Source organism: Arthrobacter sp. zg-Y179, from assembly GCF_020907345.1.
In the GTDB taxonomy this organism is placed as follows: Bacteria; Actinomycetota; Actinomycetes; order Actinomycetales; family Micrococcaceae; genus Arthrobacter_B; species Arthrobacter_B jinronghuae.
The window spans coordinates 184,874-211,283 of sequence record NZ_JAJJOB010000005.1 but is presented as its reverse complement, the minus strand read 5'-3'; the positions used below and the strand labels follow the sequence as shown (position 1 = coordinate 211,283).

The following is a 26,410-nucleotide window of genomic DNA, read 5'->3' as shown; positions in this document are numbered from 1 at the left end:
GAAAACGGCACGGTTGCCACCTGCGTCCGGCAAGTGTCCTGCCCACTCTTCCGCGGGGTCGGGCACGGGTCTACGTTGGAAACACCGTGACCGGCCACGGCATTCCGCCAGAGGGAACGCCCACTTCGGTGCCGGTCCATAAGGTGCGGAGGAATGCATGTTTTTCCACAAACAGGAACTCCAGTTCAAGTCCACGCCGGATCAGCCCGATGCCGTGTTTGCCCGGAAGCTACAAGAGGCCCTGGGGGGACAGTACGGCGAAATCACCGTAGCCATGCAGTACGGCTTCCAGTCCTGGAATGCGCACATCCCGGGCAAATACCGGGACCTGCTGTACGGCATTGCCGCAGAAGAAATGGGCCACGTGGAAATGCTGGCCATCATGATTGCGCAGCTGCTGGAAAAGGCTCCGCTGGGGATTACCGGCGACGCCGTCCAGAACGACCCCACGGTCGCAGCGGTGGTGGGCGGCATGGATGTGCAGCAGGCCATCGTGGCCGGTGCCGGTGCCCGCCCCGCGGACAGCAACGGCAACCCCTGGTCCGGCGGCTACGTCACGGCCAGCGGCAATATGCTGGCGGACTTTACGTCCAACGCCAACATCGAAATGCAGGGCCGCCTTGCCGTTGCCCGGCTCTACCATATGACCGATGACCACGGGGTGCGGGACCTGCTGGCGTTCCTGCTGGCCCGGGACACCATGCACCAGAACCAGTGGACCACCGCGGCACTGGAACTTCAGGCGGAGAACATGGAACAGCTACCGGTACCCAGCAACTTCCCGCTCAACAAGGAACACCGCGAGGTGTCCTACCAGTACCTGAACTTCTCCGACGGGGAGCATGCGAAGGAAGGCTCCTGGGCCAAGGGTCCGACGCCGGACGGCAAGGGAGAATTCAGCTACCACGACGGCCCCACCACAACGGCCCCGATGCCGCCGCCCACCCGCCCGGACGCGCGGTACTACGGCACCACGGACGTACCCAACCCGGTCGAGAAGGCGGCAGGAGCGGTGCAGGACAAGCTGAACAAGGAATAACCAACCCCTGCCAAATCCGGGCGGAGCCGCAGAGTCTCCGCCCGGTTTCCTGCTGCCCGGCGGCAAGGAGAATGACGGCGGCGGTCCGGCGCGGTGGAATCTTCGATGTCCTGAAACTCGCCGGTCTGAATAAGGGTCACGACGCCGGTGGCGGGCGTACGATGCCTGCATCCGGCTGCGGGGACCGGATCCGTTTTCCACTGTCCGTCTCAAAACTGTCCGTCTCAAAACAATGGAGTTTTAGATGAGCGTCAATGCCGCGTCCGCCGCGCCCTCTTCCGGCCGGATGAGCCGGGAGGAACGCAAGGTCCTCGCCGGAACCCTGGTCGGCACCACCATCGAGTGGTACGACTTCTTCATTTACGCCCAGGCAGCCGGCCTGGTGCTGGCCACCCTGTATTTCGGCCCCATCAACGACGGCCCGCTGGGACAGGTGGTCTCCTTTGCCACCATCGGCATCAGCTTCCTATTCCGCCCCCTGGGCGCCGTCGTCGCCGGGCACCTGGGGGACCGGATCGGCCGGAAGAAAATGCTGGTCTTCACGCTGGTCATGATGGGGATCTCGACCGCCCTGATCGGCGTGGTGCCTACCTACGCACAGATCGGCGTCGCCGGTCCGATCCTGCTGATTGTGCTGCGCATTATGCAGGGCTTCTCCGCCGGCGGAGAGTGGGGCGGGGCCGCCCTGCTGTCGGTGGAACACGCACCGGTGGGCAAGCGCGGGCTCTTCGGCGCGTACCCGCAGATCGGCGTGCCGGTGGGCATGATCCTGGCGACGTTCGTGATGTACGTGCTGAGCACGAGCCTGAGCGAGGAGGACTTCCTGGCCTGGGGCTGGCGGATCCCGTTCCTGGTCTCGGTGGTGCTGATCATCGTCGGCTACTTCATCCGCCGCTCGGTGGCGGAGAGCCCTGTTTTCAAGGAGATCCAGGAGCGGAAGAAGGAATCCTCCGCGCCGTTGAGCCAGCTGTTCCGGTACAACAGCCGCGAGGTGATCCTCAGTGCATTGATCTTCATCGCCAACAATGCGGCCGGGTACCTGGTCATCGCCTTCTTCGCCTCGTACGCCACCGGTAAGCCGGACGCGGGCGGGCTGGGAATGGACCGGCCCTCGGTGCTGCTGGCCACCACGCTGGGATCCTTCGGCTGGCTGATCTTCACGCTCTACGGCGGGATCCTTTCCGACCGGATAGGCCGGGTCCGCACCTTCCAGATCGGCTACGCCTGGGTGTTCCTGTGGTCGGTCCCGATGTTCCTGCTCATAGACACCACCAACATTGTTCTGTTCGCGGTGGCGATTTTCGTCCTGACCATCGGCCTGGGCCTGTCCTACGGTCCGCAGTCGGCCATGTACGCCGAGATGTTCCCGGCCCGGGTGCGGTACTCGGGTGTCTCCATCGGGTACGCACTCGGGGCCATCCTGGGCGGGGCTTTCGCGCCGACCATTGCGCAGGCGCTGCTGAACGAGACCGGCTGGTCGCCGTCCATCGGCCTCTACATCATGGTGCTGTGCGTGGTGTCCTTTGTGGCCGTGTCCATGGTGAAGGAAACCAAGGGCAACGACCTGCACGTGGAGGGCTCACCGAAGCAGCGGTCCCGGCACTAGCGAACCTACCGTTCCAGGACGCCGATTTCGGTGCCGGCCTGATCATAGATCCGCAGGGTGCCGCCGTCGACGTCGGCAGCGGCACCCGCGGCGAGCCAGGTGTCCATTCCCGGCGGGCAGGCCATCAGGGTGGTTGCCATGTCCCGGAGGGTGACGTGGCTGCCGGAGATGCTCCAGTGGCCCATCAAACGGTTGCAGCCGTCCGTGCCGCTGACCCGCCCGTCGGGGCTGAAGTCCAGAGACGGTGCGTCCGGATTATCGACGTCGCCCCACGTGCCGGTGACATCCGCTGCCGAACTCCCGCCGCTTTCCCCGGGATCCGGGGACGCGCCGGCGTCGTTCCCGCAGGCGCTCAGCAGCAGCGCTCCCGCCAGCACGGGGAGCAGCAGCCGCATCAGAGCCACTTGTTCCGCTTGAAGGTCACGTACAGGATGAAGCCCATCCCGAACATCGCCAGGATGGCCAGCGGATACCCGAATTCCCATCCGAGTTCGGGCATGTCTTCAAAGTTCATGCCGTAAATGGTGCCTACGAGGGTGGGGGCAAAGAGGATGGCTGCCCAGGACGAAATCCGCTTCACCTGTTCGTTCTGTTCAATGCTGGTCTCCGCCAGCCGGTTGGAGGCGAGCGTGGAGGAGAGGGTGAGTGCGTTGTCCAGAATGGCGCGGTAGGCGTTGACCCGGTCGATCAGGCGCAGCACGTGGTCCATCACGTCCCCGAGGTTGTCATGCAGGTCGGCCGGGATGCCGTACTGGTCCGCATTCTGGCGCAGTTCGCCCACCACGCTTTCCAACGGACTGATGGCACGGTGGAACTGGATGACCTCGCGGGAGAGTTCGTAGATGCGGCGGGACACCTCGGCGTCGCCGCCGAACAGCTGGTCCTCAATCTCGTCGATGTCGTTTTCCAGCCCGGCCGCCACGGGAGCGTATTCATCCACCACCTGGTCCAGCACCGCGTAGAGCACCGCCTGCGGTCCAAGCGCCAGCAGGTCCGGTTCCTGTTCCAGCCGCTTGCGGACGCGGGCCAGGTCCGGGGATTCGGCGTGCCGGACGGTCACCACGAAGTTGGGCCCCACAAACAGGTGCAGCTCACCGAACTCCACGCGTTCGACGTCGTCCAGGTAGCGGGCTGGCCGGAGCACCAGGAACAGCTGGTCACCGTACTGTTCCAGCTTGGAGCGCTGGTGACCGGCCAGGGCGTCTTCGACAATCAGCAGGTTCAAGCCGAATTCCTCGGCCACGGCCAGCAGCTCCACCTCGTCCGGGCGGTACAGGCCGATCCAGGCCATGCCGCCGGAACTGCGGGTCAGCTCGAACGTTTCATCCAGGCTATCCGGGTCATGGTGGCGCTTGCCGTTCACATACACCGCATTGTCGACCAACGTCATGGACATTCCCCTAGCGTCTAAACCGAAAAACCCGTTATCGGCCGGGCACCGGGCGGCGGCCACTGCCCATTATCCCTGCCCGCCGGTCCTTGTGCCGCTCGGTGCCGCGAGCGGGGCGGTGTCCCGGCCCGTGCAGGGCACGCAGGGCATTGAGGATGGCAGCCAAATCCACCAATTCCTGGGTCAGGGCTCCGGCGACCGCCGGAATGTACCCGAACGCTGCCACCAGCATCAGGACCAGGCTCAGCGCGATGCCGAGCCGGATGCTCTGCAGCGCCACCCGAAGCGTGTGCTGGCCGATGTCGACGGCGACGGCTACGCGGGAGAGGTCGTCGGCAGCAATCACCGCGTCGGCGGACTCGCCCGCCGCGGTGGATCCCCTGGCACCCATGGCAATGCCGACGTCGGCCGCCGCCAGCACCGGAGCGTCATTGACGCCGTCGCCCACCATCAGGACCGGCCGGCCGGGCAGGGCGGCGACCGCCCGGACCTTATCCGCAGGCAGCAGGCCGGCGGATACCTGCGTAATGCCCAGCTCGTGGGCGACGCTGCGTGCGGTTCCGGCGGCGTCACCGGTGAGCATGACCGCGGACCGGACTCCCAGCCGCCGCAGCTTCGTCAGCGTGGCCGCGGCATTGGGCCGCACGGTATCGCTAAGCACCAGGGTGCCGGCGAATCCGCCCTCCACCCCTACATAGACCGCCAGCTCGCCGGGCTGCAGGGCCTGTTCGGCCGGGTCCGCGCCCGTGGCGGCAATGAACCTCTGCTTGCCTACCCGGATCCTGCGGCCGCCGATCAGCGCTTCCACCCCGTTGGTCGCCGCCTCCGAGGCGTAGTGGGCCGGCAGCAAGGTCAGGCCCCGTGCGGTGGCCGCCGACTGGACTGCGGCGGCCAGCACATGGGAGGAATACTGCTCCGCGGACGCAGCCAGGGCCAGCAGCTCGTCCGCCGTGAACGGCGGCTGCGGATGCACCGCCACCAGTTCCGGCCGGCCTGCGGTCAGCGTGCCGGTCTTGTCGAAGGCGGCCGTGCGGATCCGGGCAAGCTGTTCCAGGGTTGCTCCGCCCTTGACGATGATGCCGTGCCGGGCAGCCCGGCTCATGCCGCCCATGAAGGCCACCGGGGCGGCGATCAGCAACGGACAGGGCGTGGCCAGGACCAGTACCTCCGCGAAACGGACGGGATCGCCGCTGGCCAGCCAGGCAGCACCGGCAATCAGCAGCGAGAGGCCGGTGAACGGCAGCGCGTACCGGTCCGCCAACCGCACCAAGGGCGCCCGCGTCGCCGCGGCCTCCTGCACCAGGGCCACAATCCGCTGGTACTGGCTGTCCGCCGTCGTCGCCGTGGCGCGGATGCGGACGGCAGCGGTGCCGTTGACCGACCCGCTGAGCACCGTCTCCCCGGCGCTGCGCAGGGCGGGCAGGGATTCGCCCGTGAGTGAGGATTCGTCGAACTCCGCGGCCGGATCCAGCAGGACGCCGTCCACGGGCACCAGTTCGGCGGGCCGGACCAGCAGGATGTCGCCGGGGCGGACATCGGTGGCGGCGAGATCGACGACGGCGTCCGCTTCCAGCCGGTGGGCCTGCTGGGGTGCGCGCTCCAACAGGGCATCCAGCTCGCTGCGGGCGCGGCCGGCGGCATAATCCTCCAGCGCCTCGCCGCCGGAGAGCATCAGCACGATGATCAGCGCGGCCAGGTACTCGCCGACGGCGATGGTGCTGAGGATGGCCATGACAGCCAGAATGTCCAAACCCCAGTTGCCGGCACGGATGTTCCGGACCATCCCCGCGGCGGTCTGCAGCGCCACTGCCCCTGCATACAGGCTTGCCGTCCAGGCCGCGGCGGTACCGGCGTCGACCGCGAGCAGGACAAGGACCGCCAGGCCGACCAGCAGCGTGGCGAACACCAGCGGATAACGGCGCACCGCATCCGGGATCCTGGATAGTCCTTTGCTCCTCATGCCTTCAGTTTTAAGCCGGTCGCGGAGCAGTTTCCAGCAAGATAATGCTTACCTAAAATTCCCCTGCCCGGCACTCAGCGGAGGGCCGCCTCGATCCGCCGGGCGGTTTCGGCCAGCCGCAGTCCCATGGCGTCTTCGTCCTTGCCGGCGCCGAAGTACACCACCGAGACCGCGGCGGGCAGCTGGCCGGAGGCAGTGACGGGAGCGGCAACGGCGGAGACCCCTTCGATGACCTCGTTGTGGCTGACGGCGTAGCCGCGCTCCCGGGCTATGCGGCTTTCGCTGCGGTACTTCTGCCCCGGGGCCAGCCGGTCCCACTGTTCCTCGGTCATGGCGGACTGGATGGCGATCCCCGGAGCGCCGGCGGTGAAGGAGTGCCGGGTGCCGGGGCGTTGAATGAGGGCGGTGCGGCTGTGGGTGGGTTCCACGGTCATCAGGGTTACGCAGTTCTGCCGGTCCCAGACGGCAACGAAGGCCGTCATGGACAGCTCGTTGGCCAGCGCGCTGAGCTCGGGCAGCGCCGCTGACTGCAGGTCCCGTGACACGCCCCGGGCCAGCGCCGCGAGGCCCGGTGCGGCCGAGACCCGGCCGGCGTCGTCGCGCATCACCAGGGAGTGGGATTCCAGCGTCCGCAGAATCCGGTAGGCGATGGAGCGGTGCACGCCAAGCCCTTCGGAGAGTTCGGCAATGCTCAGGGAGCTCTCCGCGTCCGCGAGGAGTTCCAGGGCGCGGATGCCGCGGGAGAGGGTCTGGGACTGGGAGCCGGCTCCGGTTGGCTCAGGGGGTGTCATGGGCCAATCCTAAGCGCACGGCCGCGCACGGCCCTGCGCTGCCGTGCCGCTGCCGTGCCGTGACGGGAGACGCGACGGGAGCCGCGGGACGCCCCGCTACACGCCGCGGCGGCTGAGCAGCCCGGACGTCAGCAGCAGCAGCCCGCCCGCGAGCGGCCAGAGGATGTACATGCTCAGCAGGGCACCGAAGGCAGCGACCACGAGGCTGGTCAACATGGTGCTGCAGACCAGGATCATTCCCAGAACAATCCGGGCCTGGCCGCGGTGCGGCGATGGAATGGGCGGAAGCCATGCGGGACGCTCATCTGTCCAGCTCATGCGAGCCATTTTAGGACTGCGCGCCGAGGATGGAACCGGTCCGTGGCCCGATTTTTGTGCTGCGGCCCGGAAACGGACTCTTCCCGGACACGGACCGGCGTGAAACGATGGCGAAACCCTGCCGCCAACCCAGAGGGAGCCAGCGCGATGGACGAAAGCGATCTTCTTGTTGATGCCTTCGGACGGCTCCCCGGTGCAGTCCGAAGGGCCGTGAACAATCTCGACGCCGGTGCACTGAACCACCGCCCCTATCCGGAAGGTAACTCCATTGCCTGGCTGATCTGGCACCTGAGCCGGGTGGAGGACCACCAGATTGCCGAGGTGGCCGGGCAGGAACAGTCCTGGACCGCCGACGGCTGGGCAAAACGGGTGGGTCTCCCGCTGGCGGTGGAGGACACGGGCTACGGACATACTTCCGAGCAGGTGGCGCTGGTCCAGGTGCATTCCGCGGAGCTGCTCCTGGGCTATTACGACGACGTGCATTCCCGTACCGAGGCCTTCGTCTCGGGACTATCCGGCGAGGACCTGGGCCGGATCGTGGACCGGGCTTGGGATCCGCCGGTTACGCTGGGCGTCCGGCTGGTGAGCACCTTGGCGGACTGCCTTGAGCACGTGGGGCAGGCGGCCTATGTCCGGGGAATGGTGCTGGCGCACTAACCACGTGAAGTCAGCAGTTTTTCGCAGGCGTTAATGCAACGGCGGCAGGCCTCCGCGCAGATCCGGCAGTGCTGGTGCATGGCGGCGTGCTGCTGGCATTCCTCGGCACACGCGGCGCAGGCTGCAATGCAGGCATGCAGCAGGCTGGCGCTCGCCGGCCCCGCGGCACCGGTTCGGGACAGCACTGCGGACGTGGCAGCGCAGATCTCGGCACAGTCCAGGTCGGTGCGGATGCAGCTGACCAGCTCGCCCACCATTTCCTCGCTCAGGCAGGCGTCCGCGCAGGCATTGCAGACGGAAGCGCATTCACCACAGGCCAGTAGGCACTCGACTAGGAGGCGGGGATCGGAAGTGCGGGGGCCGGCGGCGGGATGGTTTTCGAGCATTTCGGTGATCAGGGCCATGGCGTTCTCCTTGGTTCCGGTGTGCTTTGCGCCGACCGCTCTCCGCGGGCGAACCGTGCCGGTTCCTCGACGGTAGCGACGGTCCCAAAGCATTCCTAGGGTGCCGGGGGTTTGGTGCGGGCCGGAGCTCGTGTTTAGAATCGGTGTAGCCTAGCGGGGTCGGTGGTTCATGCTGGTTCGGACTGTAGTTCGGACTGCGGCTCGGACGGAGCACGACGCGGCACGGTGCAGTTTCGGGGCTTTAGCTCAGTTGGTAGAGCGTTTCGTTCGCAATGAAAAGGTCAGGGGTTCGATTCCCCTAAGCTCCACAGGAAAACCCCCGGGAAACCGGGGGTTTTTGCTTTGTCCGGACCGGTAAAACGACTACGGGCTCTTCCGGCGGGAACAATCCGGGAACTGCCTTTTTCATGGCTTCAACCCATCGGCGCACGTCGAGGAACAGGCTGAGCGGCACCGGACTTTCACGCCCGCGATTGAGGGAAAACCCATTCTCGAAGCGCGGGAAGCACTCCAGGCTCAGTTCCCGGAAGGCTGGCAATTGATTATGGTGACCACCCGTTCATAACGCTTAATTAGCGGTACCGGAAGTCCCTAATATAATTCTTTAGCGATACCGGGAGTCCCTTTTAGTTCGAAATACCCCCGGGAATCCGCGGATTGCAGGGGAATAGCGGCACCCCCTCGGTTGGTCAATAGCAGGATGAAAAAACGGTGCCGTAAATGTCCGACTTTTCGGTGACATAACCCGGAGTGCGTGTCATGATTTGGCAATGCCGACCCGTGAAGAAATAGAAGCAGCGCGTACTCCCGCAGGTGGTTTTACCAAACAGCAACTCGAGTTGTGGGGTATCTCCTGGCCGCCCCCGCGCGGCTGGCGCCGCCGGCTCGAAGAAGAAGCGGAAAAGTCCGCCCTGACCGGAAGCCAGGACCGGATCGGCACGCTCTAAAACCGCACGTTACACTTCCCGCATGACCATCACCTTCCGCAGGATGACCCCTGACGACGCCGGTGCGGTCGCTGCCTTCCTGACCGCCAACCGGTTCCCCTTTCATGTGAATCCGGCGCCCGGCGAGTTTCATGTGAATCCGGCGCCCGGCGAGACCCAGGTAAACAAGCGGGTGGCGGAGGGGCACTTCTGGTGCAAGGATTCCCAGGGGTACTGGGTGCAGCAGGGCGGCGAAGACCTCGGGCTGGTGGTCCTGGAGGGACTGGCCGACGAAAATCCGGACTTTGATATCCGCCTGGCGGAAAGCCGGCGCACGATTTCCGGCAATTCGGTGAAGGCCAGCCGGCACAGGGCGCGAACCACGTCCACGCCCAGTCCTTGGCGTCAGGTTTGAAGGCCAGACGCGGGAAGACAACATTGCCATGCGTAAAACGTTCCTGCGCGCCGGTTTCGTCAAAGAAGCCCATTACCGGCAGGCGTGGCCGACGGCGGATGGGTCCCGGCTCGCTTCCGTCGCCTATGCGATACTTCGCTCGGACTGGGAAAACAACACGGTGACTCCACTGGAATTCGATGATCTGCTCCTGGACGCATAGAACCGCAAGAACTAGGGGAGCCAATTGGGAACCATGAATGCCGCAATCTCCGTTCGGGGATTGACCAAACGGTTCGGCCGGGTGGCGGCGGTGGACAACTTGTCCTTTGACGTAGAGCCAGGGAGTGTTTTCGCCTTCCTGGGTGCCAACGGCGCGGGGAAGTCCACCACCATTTCCTGCCTGACCACTGTCCTGCCGTTCGACGCCGGCACTGTCGAGGTGGCGGGGCACGACGTCCGCGGCAGCGGCGGCGGCGTCCGCGAAGCCATCGGTGTGGTGTTCCAGGATTCGATGCTGGACCCGATCCTCACCGGCCGGGAAAACCTTCAAACCCGCGCACGGTTCTACTCACCCGACAAAGCGGCCAACAATGCCCGCATTGATGAGCTGGGCCGGATGGTCGGCCTGGGGGACTTCCTCGACCGGCGCTATGCCACCTATTCCGGCGGAGAACGACGCCGGGTGGACATCGCCCGGGCGCTGTTGCACTCGCCGTCGATCATCTTCCTGGACGAACCCACTGCCGGCCTGGACCCGGCCAGCCGTGCCCTCGTCTGGTCCACCATCCACGACCTGCGGGAAAACCACGGCCTCACCGTTTTCCTGACCACCCATTACATGGAGGAAACCGAGGAAGCGGACCGGGTCTGCGTGATTGAGAAGGGGCAGATCATTGCCGACGGCACGCCCACCACCCTGCGCGCCGAGTACAGCAGCAGCATCCTTTCCATCACGTCTGCCGCCCCGCAGGTACTGGCAGCTTTGGCCAGCGAAGCCGGGGTCGACGTCGCCGCCGTAGACGGCAACGTGCTGCGGCTGCGGGTGGACCGGTCGGATACGGCCCGCCGCCTCCTCGCGGCGCACGGCGACAGTGTCCTGGACTTCGAGTTCCGCCACGGCACCATGGACGACGTTTTCCTGGCCTTGACCGGCCGGCAGGGGGAAGCAGCATGAACGTGGTCCTGGACATCACCGAACGGAACCTGCGCCTGTACTTCCGTGACCGGCTCAACCTGTTCTTTTCCCTCCTCGGCGCACTGGTCCTGTTCCTGCTCTACACCCTGTTCCTGGGCAACCAGCAGACCGAAAGCCTGGCGGAAATGTTTCCGCAGGCCGCCGAGGAGGACATCAAGGGCTTTGTGGACGCGTGGATGTTCGCCGGGATCGTGGGCATCACCGCAATCACCACGGGGCTCGCCGCCGTGAACGTGATTGTGGATGACACCGCCACCGGGCGCTTCCGGGACTTCCTGGTTTCCCCGATCAGCCGCGGGCAGTTGGTCCTGGGGTATCTGCTCTCCACCGTCGCGATCGCGCTGATCATGACCACCGTGGTGCTGGCCGTGAGCCTCGGATATCTCGCCGCGGTGGACGGCGTCGTGCTCACAGCGGGCCAGCTGGCCCGCACTTACGGTTACCTGGTGCTTAGCTGTATCGCCTTCGGATCGCTGAGCGCCTTCATCGTCACTTTCGTCCGTACCCCGGGTTCTTTCGCCGCCCTGTCCACACTGGTAGGCACCATCCTCGGCTTCGCTGCAGGGTCCTACATTCCGGTGGGGGCTTTTCCCGAGGGGGTGAAGAACTTCGTCAGCGCGCTGCCCTTTATGCAGGCCTCCATGGTGGTGCGCCAGGAAATGACCGCCGGACCCATGGACGCCGTGACGGACCAGCCCGAAGCCGTGGCCCAGGTGCAGGACATTTTCGGCATCACCGCGTCGGTGGGGGACTGGGAAGTGCCCACCGGCTACGTCGTGTTCGTCCTCGGTGCCATGATGGTGGTCTTTGTCCTGCTGGCGGCGCTGAGGATCCGTTCCCGGATCCGCTGAGCGTCAGGGCCGGAGCGACCCTAGCGGACCAGTGTCAGTTATCTCCCGCCGGGACTTCATAAACGATCTCCAGCCCGTCCTCGTCATCCCATTGCTCACCCGTGGCCACGAACCCGTACTGTTCCACCAGCCGCCGGGATGCGTCGTTGTCCGGGCTGATGGTTGCACGGACGGTGCGGATCGAGGGTTCCTCTGCAGCCACGGCAAGCAGCGCCTCCAGGGCGGCACGGGCGTAGCCCTGACGCCGGTAGGCCGGGTCCACCGAGTACCCGACTTCCACCATGCCATTGCCGTCCGGAGGGCCGTGGAACCCGGCCAAGCCCACCGCCCGGCCCAGTCCGGGGTCAAAGATGGCACGGGTAATCCATGCCGCATCCCCGGGTTTCTCTTCCAACTGAGCGCTCCGGATACGCCACAGCGGCCGCCGGTCCTGGGAAAAGTGCTCGGTAAGCTCCAGCGGCGCCTGCCGGTTGGCCCCGGGCAGGTCGCCGGCGGCAAGCGCATCAATCACTCCGCGGGGAAGCTGGATCAGTTCAATGGGTTTGAGTGCCGCTGCCACTACTGGCTCCTTTGCCGATTCCGGCCCCGCTTAGCGCGCCCGGGCTACCGACCCTAGCCTGCTCCCCGACAGACTTGAAGGACCGCTGCGGCGAAGGGAAGAGCAGATGGGTACAGATTCCGTCCTGATCATCGGGTCAGGTCCGGCAGGCTACACCGCAGGGGTCTACGCCGCCCGGGCCGGATTGAAACCCCGCATCCTCGCGGGCTCCGTCACCGCCGGCGGCGCCCTGATGAACACCACGGAAGTGGAGAACTTTCCGGGTTTCCCCGACGGCATCCTGGGGCCGGACCTGATGGAGAACCTGCGCCGGCAGGCGGAGAAATTCGGTGCCCTGGTGGAGTACGACGACGCCGTGTCGGTGGAGCTGGGCGTCCACACCAAGCGGGTGGCCACAGGCGGCGGGAAAACCTACAAGGCCCGCAGCGTCATCCTCGCCACCGGCTCGGTCTACAAGGAACTGGGACTGCCGGAGGAAAAACAGCTCAACGGCCGGGGCATTTCCTGGTGCGCCACCTGTGACGGCTTCTTCTTCCGCAACCAGGACATCGTGGTGGTCGGCGGCGGGGATTCAGCCATGGAGGAAGCGCTGTTCCTGACCCGCTTCGCGGCGTCGGTAACCGTCGTCGTACGCCGGGACACGCTGCGTGCCTCCCGCATCATGGCCCAGCGCGCCCGGGACCACGCAAAGATCCGCTTTGAGTTCAACAGCGAGGTCACTGCCATCCACGGCACGGACAAGGTCACCGGCATGACCCTAACGGACACCGTCACCGGCGCAACGCGGACTCTGCCGACGCAGGGGATTTTCGTCGCCATTGGGCACGCCCCGCGTACCGATCTCCTTGCGGGGCAGGTGGACCTGGATCCGGACGGATACATCAGGGTCGCTGCTCCGAGCACCCAGACCAACCTGGACGGGGTCTTCGCGTGCGGCGACGCCGTGGACCACCGCTACCGGCAGGCGATCACCGCTGCGGGCACGGGCTGCTCCGCTGCGCTGGACGCCGAGCGGTATCTCGCAGCGCAGGCGGACGTCGACAGCATCGCCACCGCGCTGGTGGAGGGTTCGCTGAAAGGCTAGCGTCAGGCGCCGGTGAAGGTCAGCACCAGCAGGGTGATGTTCAGCCCGACCAGCAGCACCGAAACCAGCACGCCCAGGCCCGTGGTCCACCAATGGTTACGGTGGCTCCCCATCAGTTCCCGCTGCGCGGTCAGCCAGACCAACGGAATCAAGGCAAACGGAATGCCGAAGGAAAGGATGACCTGGCTGAGGATCAGCGCCCAGGTGGGATCGATGCCGACGGCGAGGATCGCCAGCGCGGGAATCAGGGTAATCAGGCGGCGCAGCAGCATGGGGATGCGCACCTTCAGCAGGCCCTGCATGATTTCGGCACCCGCATACGCACCCACCGACGTCGATGCCAGGCCCGACGCGAGCAGTCCGACAGCGAACATGGTGGCCACCACCCCGCCCAGCGATGCGGCAATGGCGGCATGGGCGCCCTCGAGGGTATCCGTCCCTTCCACGCCCTGCAGCGACCCGGCCGCGAGCAGCAGGATGGCCAGGTTCACCGAGCCCGCCACGGCCAGGGCGATGGTCACGTCCCACTTGGTGGCCTTGATCAGGCGGGTGGTGGTGAGTGAGGCAGTGCGTCCGGGGAAGCGGTCCCGGGTCAGGGCGGAGTGCGCGTAAATGGCGTGCGGCATCACGGTGGCACCCAGGATCGATGCTGCCAGCAGCACCGACTCGCTGCCTTCGAAACGCGGCACCAGGCCGCCCGCAACAGATGCGCCGTCGGGCGGGTTGAGGAAGACGCCGGCCGTGAAGCCGACGGCAATCACCAGCATCAGCGTGACGATCACGTATTCGAAGCTCCGGTGCCGGCCGCTGTTCTGCAGCTGCAGCACCACCATGGAGATACCGCCGGTAATGACTCCGCCCAGGAACAGCGGAAGATCGAAGAGCAGCCAGAGTGCGACGGCGCCGCCGATCACCTCCGCGACATCAGTGGCCATTGCCACGAGTTCAGCCTGCAGCCAGTACAGCCGCCGGGCAGGTTTGAGTCCGATGCGTTCCCCGAGCAGTTCGGGCAGGCTGCGGCCGGTGACCAGGCCCAGCTTGGCCGACAGGTACTGGATCAGCCACGCCATCACATTGCCGGTCACCACCACCCAGACCAGCAGGTAGCCAAACTTCGCCCCTGCAGTCATGTTGCTGGCAACGTTGCCGGGATCCAGGTAGGCGACCCCGGCCACCAGTGCGGGGCCAAGCAGCCACAGGATATTGCGTGGACGCGTTGCTGGGCTCGGGGTATCGGGGAGCTGGACGGTACGGGCCATGACAGCAACCTAACACCTTAAGTTCGGCATGCCTAACAATTCTTCGGGGTGCACCTGAGCAGCCGCGGAACCCGTGTCCCGGTCGCTGTGGAGGGTGGAGAACACAAAGAAAAGGCGCGCATCCCCAAGGGATGCGCGCCTTGTACGGATGGGGTGAGGGTTAGCGTCCGGCCGGCGTGTAGGCGGGCTGGTTCGGGTTCTCGGCCAGGCCGAAGGGGCCCTTGCTGGCCTGCGGGCCGAAGTACCGGGCAGAGCTGTAGGAAAGGTAGAAGTACATCACCAAGCCGAAAAGGGCGATCAGTACGGCAATGAGGGCGCTCTGGCCGAAGACCTTGGCAAGGTTGATGGCCATGAAAATAACGAGAACGAAGCCCGCGAACGGCACCAGGGCCAGCAGGATCCACCAGGGGGACATGCCGGCGATGCGGAGCAGCACCACCGTGGAGTAGACGGGAATGAACGCTTCCCAGGTCTTGCGGCCGGCCTTCTTGAACATGCCCATCATGGAAAGGCCACCAATAACGAAGCCGATAAGGAGAGCAATGAGCCCGCCGACGGCGGCGCCGGCTGCCATTGCCGGGTCGGGGGTGGTGGTGGTGAATTCGGATGCAGAAATGACAAACGGAAGGCTCGAGACTGAATTGATCATGCCGAGAACGATATTGGGTGGAGTATCCATGTCAAGGGCCGGGGCCGTGTTTGCCGAACCGTTATTCGTTCTTATTCTTAAGCTCGCCTGCCTGACGCTTCCACGGCAGGGAGCCGGTGACTTCCAGCTGCAATGAATAACTTAAAAACGTGCGGATAAGCACAATTACGGCAAGTATTCCCACCGACTCGAAGGTAGGAGTAACGGCCACCGTGCGGATAATGTCCGCAGCCCCAACCACCGCCGGAACAACGTTCCGCGTGCCGCGGTTCTGCCGCACCCTTCCATCAGTCCCCTCCTGTTGTGAGGGGTCAAGGGTGCACCGGCAGGGCAGTGCTGCCTCCAGTCGAATCCAGGCGAACGGCGGGGGCGGCGGGTTCAGGCGGCGGCGGGGGAGGACTGGTAGTAGAACCGGAAGTCGTCGTAAGGGTCACGCCAGGCGGAATCGTCCCGGGCAATCCGGTGCACAGTGGAAGCCGGCGTCCACCGGTTATGGGCCTGGCCGTCGTCGTCAATCCAGTGCAGGAGGACCTCTGTGCGCGTCCAGGCCACAGCCTTTCCGTCAACGGTCCCGTTTTTGGTCCGGCAGCGGACGTAGGGTTCCCGGCGGTAGTGCGCGTGGGTGACAGGGTCGGCGGGGGCGGAGCGCATCCGGGTGCCCAGTGAGGAAGTCATGACCTCCACAATGGCAACCGCCTCTGACATTCCTGTCTAAGGGCCTGCCTGGCCGGTCCGGGCTAGGAAGCGCGGTCCCGCCATTTGGCGGCAGCACGGCTGGTGAGGGCAGCGCCACGGATCGCGGCACGGCCGGTCAGGGCGGCACCACGGGCGGCGGCGCGGCGGGGCGTCATCCGGATCACGGGCGCCAGGCCGTTGCCGTGTGCCTCCTCGGCCTGCGGTGCAGCAGACGGTGCGGCGTGCCCCTTCGGCCGGTTGAGTACGAGGTACGCAATACAGATCGGGAGGAAAAGCAGCGAAATAAGCGTGAGTGCGCCAAGGGCGAACACAGCAAGAGCAGCATGTATGGGTGAATCGAAAAGAGCTGCGACAAAGTCAGCGGCGCCGAAAAGCATCCATAGCCAGAAAAGCGCAATCAGTACGAGGCCGCTCCGGGCGCGGCGGAAAAGCATGGTGGACCGCCTCGGTGCTGAAGGCATGGCCTGAGACTGACTGCCCATTCGGTTATTCTCCCCAACTGAGGGTCCATTTTTACGGAACCCGTAAGGCAGATAATAGCCGTTATTTATTGGATTGGAAGGCAGGATGCCGCGTTTTGTTCGGTGTTGGCGGCTCCAATAGTCAGTTTTCCGGCTGGGGATTTCCCCTGAGGCTCCGATGCCGCGGACTGCTTGGATTCAGCAGGGAATGCCGATACCCGTAGAACGCGTAAACCAGCATCCCGATGACCAGCCAAATACCGAAGCGCAACCAGGTTTCCCAGTGGAGCTGCAGCATCAGGAACCCCGAGGCAAGCACGCCGAACGCCGGTACCCACGGCATCAGCGGGAGCCGGAATTCCCGCGGGGCGTCCGGTTGACGGTAGCGCAGCACAATCACTGCCACGCAAACCACCACGAACGCGGCGAGGATGCCGATGTTTGTCAGATCTGCCACGGCGCGAATGGGGAAGAATCCGGCCAGCAAAGCCGAGGCCCCGCCGGCGATCCACGTCACCCGCTGCGGTGTGCCCCGCTTGTCCGTTCCGGAGAACCAGCCCGGCAGCAGCCCGTCCCGGCTCATGGAGAACCACACCCGGGTCACGCCGAGCAGGAACGTCAGCATCACGGTAAGGATGGACAGCACCGCGAAGGCTGAAATGACGGTGGCAATGACGGGCAGCCCGACGGATTGGAACGCGGAGGCGAAACCGGCAGTGGGGCTGATGTCCTGGTAATTCTGCATTCCGGTCAATACCAACGTGGCCAGGATGTACAGGACCATGGCAATGGCCAGGGAGAGCAGGATGGCTTTGGGCATGTGTTTCTTGCCATCCGTGGCTTCCTCGGCGGCGGTGCTCATGGCGTCGTAGCCGAAAACGGCGAAGAAGACAGTGGCAGCGCCGGTGAAGACCGCCCCGAAACCGCTGGGCAGGAACGGCGTGTAATTGTCCGTGTTGACGTAGAAGAAACCCAACCCCACGATGAACACGATCAGCAGGACTTTCAGGCCCACGGCCACCAGTTCAAAGCGTCCGAAGGTCATGGTGCCGCGGCTCAGGATCCAGGTAATGAACAGGCAGACGACGGCAGCGGGCAGGTTGATCAGCCCGCCCTCCACTGTGTCCCCGGTCCCCTGCATCCAGACGGGCATGTCGATGCCGAAACCGGCGAGGAACTCGGTGAAGTAGCCGGAGATGCCGATTGCCACGACTGCCACGATTGCGGTGTATTCCAGCAGCAGGTCCCAGCCGATGAACCATCCGATCAGTTCGCCCAGCGCCACGTAACCGTAGGTGTAGGCGGAACCGGCGCGGGGCACCATTCCGGCGAACTCGGCGTAGGACAGGGCCGCTGCGGCGCTGGCCAGGCCGGCGACCAGGAAGGAGATCAGCACGGCCGGCCCCACGGGAGAGGCATCGGCACCGCCGTTAGCCACCAGGCCGGCGAGGGTGAAGATGCCGATGCCGATGATGCCGCCCACGCCGATGGCCGTCAGCTGCCAGAGGCCAAGGCTCTTGAACAGCTTGTTGCCGGTTTTCTCCTCGTCGATTTCCTCAATGGGCTTGCGGCGAAGGACGGAACCGCCGCTTCCGGCGACTGTGGACATGTGTGCTCCCATCCGTACCCGGCAGGCCGCCGGAATCAAGGTCTACGGCTTCAGCTACGGCAGAAGTATGGACCTTCATTCGATGGCGGGGTACCCCCGCCGCTGTCTTTTCCGGCGGAGCGAGTTCACCAGGCCTCAATGCGGGCACAGTATCCCAGCGGGTGGGGCCTGTGTTGCCTCCGGGTGTCCCACCTGTCACAGGAGCACCAAACCGTGGGACCCTGTGCGGCGGGCGAGTCGTCACCAGGCCTCAATCCGGGCACAGTGTCCCAGCGTGTGGGGCCCGTGTTACCCCGGGTGTCCCACCTGTCACAGGAGCACCAAACCGTGGGACGCCGTGCGGCGGGGCGAGTTCAGCAGGCCTCAATCCGGGCACAGCATCCCAGCGGGTGGGGCTGGTGTTGCCTCCGGGTGTCCCACCTGTCACAAGAGCACCAAGCAGTGGGACCCCGTGCGGCGGGGGCGAGTCACCAGGCCTCAAATCCGGGCACAGCGTCCCATCAGGTGGGGCTGGTGTGGCCTCCTGCTGTCCCACCAGTCACAAGAGCACCAAACAGTGGGACCCTGTGCGGCGGGGCGGGTCACCAGCGCCGGGCCGCCAGCAGAGCGTCCCATCAGGTGGGGCCTGTGTTGCCTCCGGGTGTCCCACCTGTCACAGGAGCACCAAACCGTGGGACCCTGTGCGGCAAAACGGCGTAACTACCGCTTCGTACGCAAGGCCGCCGCGGCGTCGCTCGCCGTAGTGCGGATCCGGTACAGGCTGGTGGTTGCCGTCATATACAGCGTCCGGCCGTCCTGCCCGCCGAAGCAGACGTTGCTGACGGTTTCGGGCACGGGGATGTGTTCGAGCAGCTCGCCGGCCGGCGAAAACACCCGTACGCCGTCGCCGCCGGAGGACCAGATGTTCCCATCCGTATCCACCCGGAACCCGTCCGGAACACCGGGGGCGACGCGCACGAACACCCGGCCGTTCTTCGCCTGCCGGCCCTCGACGACGTCGTAGGCACGGATCGGATTGCCTTCGGACTGAGCCGGACCGTAGGGAGAGACGGCCTCTTCCGCGGTGTCGGAAACGTAGAGGACGGACTCGTCCGGGGAGAACGCCAGCCCGTTGGGGGCCATGATGTCGGTGATCACCGCGGTGAGTTCCCCGCTGGCCGGATCGAAACGGAACACGTACCGGTCCCCGTACTCCAGTTCGCCGGGGTGGCCCTCGGCCGGGTTGTCGATCCCGTAGGAGGGATCCGAAAACCAGATGGTGCCGTCGGACTTTACGACGACGTCGTTGGGCGAGTTGAAGCGGACCTCGCCGAAGCGCTCCACCAGGGTTTCCACGGTGCCGTTGCGGTCCCGTTCAACGGCCCGGCGCCCGTGCGAGCACTGCACCACGGACCCGTCCGGGTCCAGCGCGCGGCCGTTGGTGAACTCGATGTCGGAGCCGTAGACGCTCAGCTCACCGGTGGTTTCGCTGTACTCCAGGATCCGGTTGGACCGAACGTCGCTGTAACGCACCGCGTTACGCTCCGGGACCCACGTGGGACCTTCCGCCCAAACTGCGCCCGTACCCACCTGCTCCAGCGAGGCTCCGTCTTCCAGCAGTTTTGAGGGGCGTGCGTCCATTGCGTTATCTCCTTCTCGAGGCCCGTTGGGCCTGCTTTTCACGCGGGTGGTCTGCGTCCTTTTATACGCGAGGCGGCGGTACCTGCCCAAAGGCTGTCCCCGTCACGTCCAGGCGGAGCGGATAACGAAGTCGGCGCGGGCTTTGGACTCCTGGACCAGACGAGCGTTGGGGCCGTCGACGTTCCGCACCCAGGCGGCGGCTTCCTCCGCTGCCTTGCCGAACCGGATATGCCGTTCCACCAGGCGCTCCGTGCGGAGCCCTTCGTCGGGCTCGCAGTACCAGACCTCGGTGCACCGGGATCGGACCTCCTGCCATTCCGGCCGGTCCAGCAGCAGATAGTTGCCCTCCGTCAGGATCACCTTCGCGGCGGGAAATACCGGAATGTCGCCGGCCAGCGGCTGTTCCAGCGTCCGCTCGAAACCGGGCGCGTAGACCACGGCGGTCCGCGGCAGCCGGAGGCGTTCCAGGAGCGCGGCATAGCCGTAGGCATCGAAGGTTTCCGGAGCGCCCTTGCGCGCCAGCAGCCCGAGACGGGTCAGCTCCCGGTCCGAGAGGTGGAAGCCGTCCATGGGAACGTGGGCAAAGCGCTGCGACTCGACGTCGTCGACGGCGCCGTTCAGGTCGCGGACCAGTGACTCCACCAGGGTGGTCTTTCCTGCTCCCGGGGCACCGGCGACGCCGATGACCACGGTTCCAGCGGAAGTCGAGGCCAGCGCGGAGATCCGGTTTTCCAGCTCCGTGAGTAAGGTTCGGGAATCTGCCACGGTCCTCCGTTCGTGCCGCCGCTGTTGGCGGAGCACCAGTGTACGACGGCGGCCGCGGGCCTACGCGGGGTGCCGTCACCGCACAGGGTCCCACGGTGTGGTGCTGGTGTTGCGGGAGTGGTCGCACCAGCTGCCACCGGCACCACCGGCTGGGATGCCGTGCCGGTTGAGCCGCCCGGTTAGTCCAACGCAGGAGGCTGGCGGCCCGGGCCCCGGCATAAGCTGGGGGTGTTGCCTATTTCGAGGAGAAAACCTTGTCCCTGCTGACCCCTTTGATCACCAGTGCCGGCCTGATCGGCGGCTACCAGACCGCCCGCTCCACCGGTAACCGCCAGTTGGGCGGGGCCGTGCTCGCCGCCGCCGGTGCCGGTGCGTTTGCCCTCTGGAAGCGCGACGCCGGAACGGGCACCGCCGCGGCACTGACCGCCGGCTACGTGGCCGCCTTCGGCCTGTCCCACCCGCTGGCCAAGAAAATGGGCGCCTGGCCTGCGGTCTACACCGTCACGGGTGCCGTGGCCGTGGCGTCGCTGGTTTTCGGCCGACGCCGCTAACAGCCTGGCCGGCCCGCGGCACCGAACATCCCGGGGCGCATCAAAAGGTGCGGCCGGGCGGGAATGATCCGCGGGCCGGCGTCGTTATATCTTCTGGACAGCCCGAGAGGGCTGTGACGCGGCAGCCGGGCAACCGGCCGCCGGCAGCTGGATTGGTAACTCAATACGGGGATGATCGGTTTCGACGATGTTTGTTGAGCCAGGGGAAGCGGGCCGAGAACGCAGAGTTATCTCGTTAACGCTCTCTGCAAAACAATAAGTGCCAAACCTATGCGCACTGACTTCGCTCTCGCTGCCTAAGCAGCCGGAGTAGTCCGTCAGCCCGGAGTCGCTCTCGCTCCGGATCCTGGCGTCGTTTAGAGGGCCACTGCCGAACACTCCCGCCGTCGGGGTGTTCGGGACATTTTGACGGCTGGGCCCGGATCAGCCACCTGTATGCAAGATGGCTGGGGCCGAGAAAATCCGACGCATACTGCGCCCGGAGAAGCCCTGACAATACAACACCGGACGGGGGTTCGATTCCCCCCATCTCCACCAGTCTGAAGGCCTGCCCCGTGGGGCGGGCCTTCTTTGTTTCCGCAGCCGTTCCGCCTCTGCCTGCGCTGAGTCTCAACCGCCGGGGGCGCGGCGCTAATCTGGGATACAGACAGCAAGCAGCCGCGGGAAGGAAAACACATGCAGGCATTGATAATCACCCCCGGGCAGAAGGATTCGCTGGAGCTGCGGGAGCTTCCGGAGCCGGAAGCCGGTGAAGGCAGCGTGCTGGTCGAGACACTCGCGGTGGGCCTGTGCGCCACGGACCGTGAAGTCATTGCCGCCGAGTTCGGCACGGCGCCCGCCGACCGGGATTACCTGGTGATGGGGCACGAGAACCTCGGACGCGTTGTCGAGGCCCCCGAAGGCTCGGATCTTGCCGCCGGGGACCTGGTGGTCGGGATCGTCCGCCGCCCCTGTGCCGAAAACTGCCGTGCCTGCGCCGCCGGCGAATGGGATATGTGCCTGACCGGGACCTACACCGAACACGGTATCGAAGGGCTGGACGGATTCTCGCGCGAATACTGGCGCGGGGATCCCGAAGACATGGTGAAGCTCGAACCCTCGCTCGAACGCGTGGGGGTGCTGCTGGAACCGGCCACCATCCTGGCCAAGGCATGGGAACAGATCGATCGGATCGGCGCCCGCGCCTACTTCCGGCCGCAGGTAGTCGCCGTGACCGGTGCCGGGCCCGTGGGGCTGCTCGGTGCCTTGTTCGGGGTGCAGCGGGGACTCGAAGTGCACGTCTTCGACCTGGAAGAGGACGGGCCGAAGGAAAAGCTGACCAAGGAACTTGGCGCCGTCTTCCACACGGACACCCTCCCCGAGTCCGGTATCACCCCGGACATCATCATCGAATGCACCGGCGTACCCACGGTGATCAATGACGTGCTGCAGCACGGCGCCAAAAACTCGGTCACCTGCCTCACCGGTGTCTCCGAGCCCGACGGCGAGCAGCCGGTGGACCTGGGCGCCCTGAACCTGAATCTGGTGATGGATAACCGCGTGGTCTTCGGCACCGTCAACGCCAACCGCCGCCACTACCTCAAGGCCGCCGCGGCCCTGGCCAAGAGCGATGCCCGCTGGCTTGAGCAGCTGATTTCGCGCCGGGTTCCGCTGGCGGATTATGCGCAGGCCTTCGAGGACCGCGACGGCGACATCAAGGTGGTGCTGGACCTGCGGGACAACGCCTAACCCGTTCCGCAGGCTATTTCTACTGGGCGGCTTCGGTGATAGACAGAAGAGATGGAAGCCGCCCCGGCGGCCACGGCAACCTGCATTGGAGGCACGCACATGCATAAGGACGCTGACCAGCCGGCAATTCCCGGAGGTTCGGAAGCTGACCGGGCCGAGCAGTCGATGCCCGCGGTTCCCGGTGCGGGCGACGCCGGACCGGCCGGGGAAATCCACCGGGACGGTTCCGAAGCGGACGGCATTGAGCAGGATATTCCCGCAGTTCCGGGCGCAGGCGACGCCGGACCGGAAGGTGAGGTCTACCCGGAGGGGTCCGAGGCCGACATCCTGGAACAGAAAGCGGACGTCCCGGGGAGCGACGAGGACTATCCGCCGGGGGACGGCTGATCCCGTTCAGCCACCGCTGGGTATGTGACTCCTCCGCGTTCTCTGATTCCCTCAGGTCCGATTAAACCCTCCGTCGCGCCGGGGAGGGATTAGCACACACCCTCCCCGGCCCGCAGCCACGTAGAATGGACGGCGGCAGAACGGGCAACGGAAACAGCAGGTGCGGCGTGGATCTTTTCGACCCGAGAGCGGTGTTCGACGTCGTCGACCTCGCCGGTGTGCTCGCGAACGGAGTACTCGGCGGCGCCGTGGCGCGGCAGCTGCGGATGGACCCGGTGGGCTTCCTGGTCCTGGCGCTCACCTCGGCGCTGGGCGGCGGCGTGCTGCGTGACACCCTCCTGCAGGCAGGACCGCCCGTGGCGCTGACCAATCCCGCCTATCTCTTCACGGCCATCGCCGGTGCCGTCATTGCCTATGCCATTGAGCTCAAGGGCAAATGGGCCAACCGGTTCCTGATTGTGATCGATGCCTTCGCGCTGGGTTGCTGGGCCGCCACCGGGACGGCCAAGGCGCTGGGCCTGGGGCTGGACTGGCTCCCGGCCATCCTGATCGGCGTCGTCACCGCCGTGGGCGGCGGCATGATCCGCGACATTGTGGTGGGCCGGGTGCCCGCCATCTTCGGCGGCAACACCCTGTACGCCACCGGTGCCCTGGTGGCCGCCGTCGAAATGGCGATCCTCTACGATCTGGGCCTGCAGAATGTGGGCATGGGCGTGGCCATCGGGACCTGCGCCGTGTTGTGCACGGTGGCCCGCCGCCGCGGGTGGCGGCTGCCCGGGCCGGGGGAGTTCAGCGTCCGGCTGAGCCGGCGCCCGCGCACGGAGGACCGGAGGAGCTCGGGCCAGGGCTGGCCGCGGCCGAAGTTTTGGAAATCCCGGCTCCGCCGCTGACCCGCTGCCGGCAGCCGCAATTCAGCTTTGCGGTAATTCGCCCCGGAAACCCGTGAAACAAGAACAGGCGCGGATTTAGTCCCGTAAATTCAGGCTTTCGCAGTCTGGATTTGTAGGGAGTAGCGTGGCCAATATGAGTTCTTACAAGAGCGTAAATCCAGCCACCGGAGAAACCCTTCAGGAATTCGCTGAAGCCACCGACGCCGAAATCAACCAGGCCGTCACAGCAGCCCATGAGGCCTTCGCCAGCTGGCGGAACGAGCCCGTGGAAAACCGCACCAAGGTCATCACCCGCGTTGCGGAACTGTACCGGGAACGTGCCGACGAGCTCGCCCAGCTGATTGCCCTCGAAATGGGCAAGCCGCTGAGCGAGGCGAAAAGCGAGGTTGCCCTCTCCGCCAACATCTACGAGTACTACGCCACCCAGGGCCCCGGCTTCATGGCGGACGAGCAGCTCGACGTCAAGGGCGGCGGCAATGCCGTGGTCCGCACCGTACCGGTGGGCGCCCTGCTGGGGATCATGCCGTGGAACTACCCGTACTACCAGGTGGCCCGCTTCGCCGGCCCCAACCTGATGCTCGGTAACACCGTGCTGCTCAAGCACGCGAACAACTGCCCGCAGTCCGCCCTGGCGATGGCACAGATCTTCGCCGACGCCGGCGTGCCCGAGGGTGCCTACATCAACCTGTTTGCCACCAACGAGCAGGCCGCGGACATCATCGCGGACGCCCGGATCCAGGGCGTTTCCCTGACCGGTTCCGAGCGGGCAGGCTCCGCCGTCGCCGAGGTGGCCGGCCGGAACCTGAAGAAGTACGTCCTCGAACTCGGCGGCAGCGATCCGTTCATCGTCCTGGACACCGAGGACCTCGACGCTACGGTCAAGGCCGGAGTCCTTGGCCGGATGGGCAACGGCGGGCAGGCCTGCAACGCCGCCAAGCGCTTCATCGTGATGGAGGACCTCTACGACGATTTCGTGGAGAAGTTCACCGCCCGGATGTCCGCCATTGAACCCGGGGACCCGCTGCAGCCGGAAACCCGGTTCGGCCCGCTCTCCACGCAGGCCGCCGCAGACGGCCTGGTGGAGCAGATCCGCGACGCCGTGGACAAGGGCGCCACCCTGCACACCGGCGGCAGCCTCATCGACGGACCGGGTGCCTTTGTGCAGCCGACCGTGCTGACCGATGTCACGCCTGAAATGCGGGCCTTCTCCGAAGAGCTGTTCGGCCCCGCGGCGGTCATCTACAAGGTGTCCAGCGAGGAAGAAGCCATTGAGCTGGCCAACAACTCCCCGTTCGGTCTGGGTGGAGCGGTGTTCAGCGCCGACGAAAACCGCGCCCTGAACGTAGCCGACCAGCTGGAAAGCGGCATGGTCTGGATCAACGGCACTTCCGGTACCCAGGAGGACCTGCCCTTCGGCGGCGTCAAGCGCTCCGGAGTGGGCCGCGAGCTGGGCCGCTTCGGCATGGCCGAGTTCGTCAACAAGAAGCTGATCCGCACCCCGCAGAAGCGGTAGGTCCGGTAAAAAACCCGGGGCGGGTCTACCGCCCCGGGTTTTTTATGCCTGCGAGGTTTTGAGGACGAAACCGGCGTAGTCCGGCGCCTCGTCCACCAACCCCGAGTCGGTGTGGAAGGCCGACGCCACTTTGTAGGACTCCTCGGTGACCTTCGTGGAGGTGGCGATTTCCTTGGGCAGCAGGGCCACCAGCGCGTCGACGGTCTGCGGTTGGGTGTCCTTCAGATACTCGCCCAGGAGGGTCCGTGCCTTCTCCGGGTCTTCCTGGATCAGTGCCAGCGACTTATCCAGTGCCCGGTTGAATCCGTCCACCAGATCCTGTTTGGCCTCGATCTGGGCACCCGTGCTGAACACTGCGCCGTGGATAGGGGACCGCAGGGTTTCGACATCGCCGCGGGTCGGTGAGATGTAGATGCTGCCCTCGCCTGCGGTTTCGACCTGTTGCCCGATCGGCTGGAAGAAACACAGTGCGTCCACCCTGCCGGCGGTCAGGGCGCCGATAGCAGCGGTGGCGGCGCTGCCGATGTTCACCATGGTGGAATCTGTCTGCGCGTTCTTGCCGATCTTCTTGAACAGGTACGTCATCAGCGCTTCGGTTCCGCTGCCCGGTCCGGTGATGCCGATCTTCTTGCCCACCAGGGCTTCGATCCGTTCCTCCAGCGGTGCGTCGGCGGAGGGCCCGTCAAAGTTGTTCCCCACCACCACGTCCACGTAGTACTCGGTGACCAGGCCGCTGACCAGCTTCGCGTCGTCGTCGATCTTGTACAGGTTGAACGCGTCCGTGATGACGCCGGCGCCGAGATCGATGCTGCCGGATTTCAGGGCGGCGGCCACCTTGGCACCCGTTCCGAGCCGGGGGCGTTCTCCCATGGTGACTCCTTCAGCGGTGAAGAAGCCCTCCTGCTCGGCTACGAACAAGGGGAAAAACGCGATCGAGTCGCTGATCTGGCCCACATTCAGCACTCCCGAATCGGAGCTGCCGGCGTTGTTGGCGCAGGAGGCCAGGGCAGGGACGGCGGCGATGGCGGGAAGGACGAGCATCGACTTGAGCATGGTGCGTCTGGAGGGGGTAACCGTTTCAAGCATTGGAGTTCCAATCTGTGGA

The 26,410-nt window shown here is 65.6% G+C and carries 29 protein-coding genes, 1 tRNA gene, 1 other RNA gene and 1 pseudogene; 16 read left to right on the top strand and 16 right to left on the bottom strand.

The genetic code is table 11. From position 1 onward, the window contains the following. The first annotated feature begins 157 nt into the window (after positions 1-157). Together LOC56_RS04135 and LOC56_RS04130 are read left to right on the top strand one after the other, a co-directional pair. Positions 158-1,039, top strand: coding sequence for a manganese catalase family protein (locus LOC56_RS04135; RefSeq protein WP_229950744.1), 882 nt, complete (start codon positions 158-160; stop codon positions 1,037-1,039). Positions 1,040-1,283: 244 nt separating this feature from the next. Further along, positions 1,284-2,645 (top strand): MFS transporter, encoded by a 1,362-nt coding sequence (locus LOC56_RS04130; RefSeq protein ID WP_229950742.1) that lies wholly within the window; start codon positions 1,284-1,286, stop codon positions 2,643-2,645. Between the two features lie 5 nt (positions 2,646-2,650). On the opposite strand, the gene LOC56_RS04125 is transcribed toward LOC56_RS04130, so the two are convergent. From LOC56_RS04125 to LOC56_RS04105, 5 genes are all read right to left on the bottom strand, one after another. Next, a complete protein-coding gene (locus LOC56_RS04125) occupies positions 2,651-3,040 on the bottom strand; it encodes an META domain-containing protein (RefSeq protein WP_229951505.1) in 390 nt (129 codons plus the stop codon). Next, a complete protein-coding gene (locus tag LOC56_RS04120) occupies positions 3,040-4,035 on the bottom strand; it encodes a magnesium and cobalt transport protein CorA (protein WP_229951504.1) in 996 nt (331 codons plus the stop codon). Before LOC56_RS04120 ends, LOC56_RS04125 begins: the two co-directional genes overlap by 1 nt. A gap of 34 nt (positions 4,036-4,069) precedes the next feature. Continuing rightward, on the bottom strand, positions 4,070-5,995 hold the full coding sequence (locus LOC56_RS04115) for a heavy metal translocating P-type ATPase (RefSeq protein WP_229950741.1): 1,926 nt from the start codon (positions 5,993-5,995) through the stop codon (positions 4,070-4,072). Between the two features lie 74 nt (positions 5,996-6,069). Continuing rightward, positions 6,070-6,786 (bottom strand): IclR family transcriptional regulator, encoded by a 717-nt coding sequence (locus LOC56_RS04110; RefSeq protein ID WP_229950739.1) that lies wholly within the window; start codon positions 6,784-6,786, stop codon positions 6,070-6,072. A 96-nt stretch (positions 6,787-6,882) separates the two neighbouring features. Then, a complete protein-coding gene (locus LOC56_RS04105; protein WP_229950736.1) occupies positions 6,883-7,104 on the bottom strand; it encodes a hypothetical protein in 222 nt (73 codons plus the stop codon). A 147-nt stretch (positions 7,105-7,251) separates the two neighbouring features. Between LOC56_RS04105 and LOC56_RS04100 the strand changes: the two genes are divergently transcribed. After that, on the top strand, positions 7,252-7,761 hold the full coding sequence (locus LOC56_RS04100) for a mycothiol transferase (protein WP_229950735.1): 510 nt from the start codon (positions 7,252-7,254) through the stop codon (positions 7,759-7,761). Here LOC56_RS04100 and LOC56_RS04095 read toward each other — a convergent pair. Further along, the gene (locus LOC56_RS04095) at positions 7,758-8,165 is read right to left on the bottom strand and encodes a four-helix bundle copper-binding protein (protein WP_229950733.1); all 408 of its coding nucleotides are present in this window, start codon (positions 8,163-8,165) and stop codon (positions 7,758-7,760) included. The two genes, LOC56_RS04100 and LOC56_RS04095, sit on opposite strands and share 4 nt — an antisense overlap. Positions 8,166-8,400: 235 nt before the next feature. Between LOC56_RS04095 and LOC56_RS04090 the strand changes: the two genes are divergently transcribed. From LOC56_RS04090 to LOC56_RS04065, 6 genes are all read left to right on the top strand, one after another. Next, positions 8,401-8,473: transfer RNA gene (locus tag LOC56_RS04090), tRNA-Ala, on the top strand. 462 nt (positions 8,474-8,935) lie between these two features. After that, entirely contained in the window at positions 8,936-9,112 is a 177-nt protein-coding gene (locus tag LOC56_RS04085) for a hypothetical protein (protein WP_229950731.1), read from the top strand. Positions 9,113-9,134: 22 nt separating this feature from the next. Further along, a complete protein-coding gene (locus LOC56_RS04080; protein WP_229950730.1) occupies positions 9,135-9,506 on the top strand; it encodes a hypothetical protein in 372 nt (123 codons plus the stop codon). 28 nt (positions 9,507-9,534) lie between these two features. Further along, entirely contained in the window at positions 9,535-9,708 is a 174-nt protein-coding gene (locus LOC56_RS04075; RefSeq protein ID WP_229950729.1) for a hypothetical protein, read from the top strand. Positions 9,709-9,741: 33 nt separating this feature from the next. Continuing rightward, positions 9,742-10,662, top strand: a complete 921-nt coding sequence (locus LOC56_RS04070) for an ABC transporter ATP-binding protein (protein WP_229950727.1) — start codon at positions 9,742-9,744, stop codon at positions 10,660-10,662. Beyond that, a complete protein-coding gene (locus tag LOC56_RS04065) occupies positions 10,659-11,534 on the top strand; it encodes an ABC transporter permease (protein WP_229950725.1) in 876 nt (291 codons plus the stop codon). The genes LOC56_RS04070 and LOC56_RS04065 overlap by 4 nt, the downstream gene beginning before the upstream one ends. Positions 11,535-11,568: 34 nt before the next feature. Here LOC56_RS04065 and LOC56_RS04060 read toward each other — a convergent pair whose 3' ends face one another. After that, positions 11,569-12,093 (bottom strand): GNAT family N-acetyltransferase, encoded by a 525-nt coding sequence (locus tag LOC56_RS04060; protein WP_229950724.1) that lies wholly within the window; start codon positions 12,091-12,093, stop codon positions 11,569-11,571. A 106-nt stretch (positions 12,094-12,199) separates the two neighbouring features. Between LOC56_RS04060 and trxB the strand changes: the two genes are divergently transcribed. Next, positions 12,200-13,177, top strand: coding sequence for a thioredoxin-disulfide reductase (gene trxB / locus LOC56_RS04055; RefSeq protein WP_229950722.1), 978 nt, complete (start codon positions 12,200-12,202; stop codon positions 13,175-13,177). Between the two features lie 2 nt (positions 13,178-13,179). On the opposite strand, the gene LOC56_RS04050 is transcribed toward trxB, so the two are convergent. From LOC56_RS04050 to LOC56_RS04015, 8 genes and pseudogenes are all read right to left on the bottom strand, one after another. Next, a complete protein-coding gene (locus LOC56_RS04050) occupies positions 13,180-14,436 on the bottom strand; it encodes an Nramp family divalent metal transporter (protein WP_229950721.1) in 1,257 nt (418 codons plus the stop codon). A 160-nt stretch (positions 14,437-14,596) separates the two neighbouring features. After that, on the bottom strand, positions 14,597-15,085 hold the full coding sequence (locus tag LOC56_RS04045; RefSeq protein WP_229950719.1) for a DUF5684 domain-containing protein: 489 nt from the start codon (positions 15,083-15,085) through the stop codon (positions 14,597-14,599). Positions 15,086-15,146: 61 nt separating this feature from the next. After that, a pseudogene (locus LOC56_RS04040) lies at positions 15,147-15,317 on the bottom strand (DUF1622 domain-containing protein); the annotation flags it as partial. 146 nt (positions 15,318-15,463) lie between these two features. Beyond that, positions 15,464-15,790, bottom strand: a complete 327-nt coding sequence (locus tag LOC56_RS04035) for a hypothetical protein (protein ID WP_229950717.1) — start codon at positions 15,788-15,790, stop codon at positions 15,464-15,466. 32 nt (positions 15,791-15,822) lie between these two features. After that, entirely contained in the window at positions 15,823-16,263 is a 441-nt protein-coding gene (locus LOC56_RS04030) for a hypothetical protein (RefSeq protein ID WP_229950716.1), read from the bottom strand. 121 nt (positions 16,264-16,384) lie between these two features. Beyond that, positions 16,385-17,851, bottom strand: coding sequence for an amino acid permease (locus LOC56_RS04025; protein ID WP_229950715.1), 1,467 nt, complete (start codon positions 17,849-17,851; stop codon positions 16,385-16,387). Positions 17,852-18,550: 699 nt separating this feature from the next. After that, on the bottom strand, positions 18,551-19,471 hold the full coding sequence (locus tag LOC56_RS04020; RefSeq protein ID WP_229950714.1) for an SMP-30/gluconolactonase/LRE family protein: 921 nt from the start codon (positions 19,469-19,471) through the stop codon (positions 18,551-18,553). A 102-nt stretch (positions 19,472-19,573) separates the two neighbouring features. Beyond that, positions 19,574-20,236, bottom strand: a complete 663-nt coding sequence (locus LOC56_RS04015; RefSeq protein WP_229950712.1) for a nucleoside/nucleotide kinase family protein — start codon at positions 20,234-20,236, stop codon at positions 19,574-19,576. Positions 20,237-20,490: 254 nt separating this feature from the next. Here LOC56_RS04015 and LOC56_RS04010 point away from each other — a divergent pair, with 254 nt between their 5' ends. From LOC56_RS04010 to LOC56_RS03985, 6 genes are all read left to right on the top strand, one after another. Beyond that, complete coding sequence (locus tag LOC56_RS04010) at positions 20,491-20,787, top strand: hypothetical protein (RefSeq protein ID WP_229950711.1); 297 nt, start codon at positions 20,491-20,493, stop codon at positions 20,785-20,787. A gap of 167 nt (positions 20,788-20,954) precedes the next feature. After that, positions 20,955-21,324: a transfer-messenger RNA gene (gene ssrA, locus LOC56_RS04005) on the top strand. A gap of 138 nt (positions 21,325-21,462) precedes the next feature. Next, positions 21,463-22,515 carry a glucose 1-dehydrogenase gene (locus LOC56_RS04000; RefSeq protein WP_229950709.1) on the top strand — a complete coding sequence of 351 codons (1,053 nt, stop codon included), beginning with the start codon at positions 21,463-21,465 and terminating at the stop codon, positions 22,513-22,515. A gap of 99 nt (positions 22,516-22,614) precedes the next feature. Further along, the gene (locus LOC56_RS03995) at positions 22,615-22,902 is read left to right on the top strand and encodes a hypothetical protein (protein WP_229950707.1); all 288 of its coding nucleotides are present in this window, start codon (positions 22,615-22,617) and stop codon (positions 22,900-22,902) included. Positions 22,903-23,069: 167 nt separating this feature from the next. Next, positions 23,070-23,792 (top strand): trimeric intracellular cation channel family protein, encoded by a 723-nt coding sequence (locus LOC56_RS03990; protein ID WP_229950705.1) that lies wholly within the window; start codon positions 23,070-23,072, stop codon positions 23,790-23,792. A 133-nt stretch (positions 23,793-23,925) separates the two neighbouring features. Beyond that, positions 23,926-25,305, top strand: a complete 1,380-nt coding sequence (locus LOC56_RS03985) for an NAD-dependent succinate-semialdehyde dehydrogenase (protein ID WP_229950703.1) — start codon at positions 23,926-23,928, stop codon at positions 25,303-25,305. Positions 25,306-25,347: 42 nt separating this feature from the next. Here LOC56_RS03985 and LOC56_RS03980 read toward each other — a convergent pair whose 3' ends face one another. Further along, complete coding sequence (locus LOC56_RS03980) at positions 25,348-26,391, bottom strand: ABC transporter substrate-binding protein (protein WP_229950702.1); 1,044 nt, start codon at positions 26,389-26,391, stop codon at positions 25,348-25,350. Positions 26,392-26,410 lie beyond the last annotated feature (19 nt).